General features: G+C 42.9%; 1 protein-coding gene. It reads right to left on the reverse strand.

The features are described 5' to 3' along the window. Positions 1 to 338 (reverse strand): acyl-CoA dehydrogenase family protein (locus HC175_RS21710; protein ID WP_262887264.1); only part of this gene is annotated, 338 nt, incomplete at both ends.

Below are 338 nucleotides of genomic sequence, written 5' to 3' on the forward strand. Positions count from 1 at the left end.
GCACCCTGTCATTTGCATATTGAACAGCAGCATCTATTGTCCTTCTCTGAGCGTCAAGACCGGCCCCCGCAAGTTTTATTCGTCCCACGTTCAAAGCATTCATTGCGATCTTGAAACCACTGCCTCTTTCAGAAAGCATGTTCTCTACCGGTACCTTTGTTTCATTAAAGAAAACCTGTCGGGTAGAGGAGGAGTGAATTCCGAGTTTCTTTTCTTCTTCCCCTAAGGAAATTCCGTTAGGGTTTTCCCGGTCGAATTCTACAATGAAACTTGTTATATTTTTATCATCCTCTATTCTTGCAAAAACGATCATCATATTACAGAACCCGGCATTGGAG

The organism is Salinimicrobium oceani (assembly GCF_012037645.1).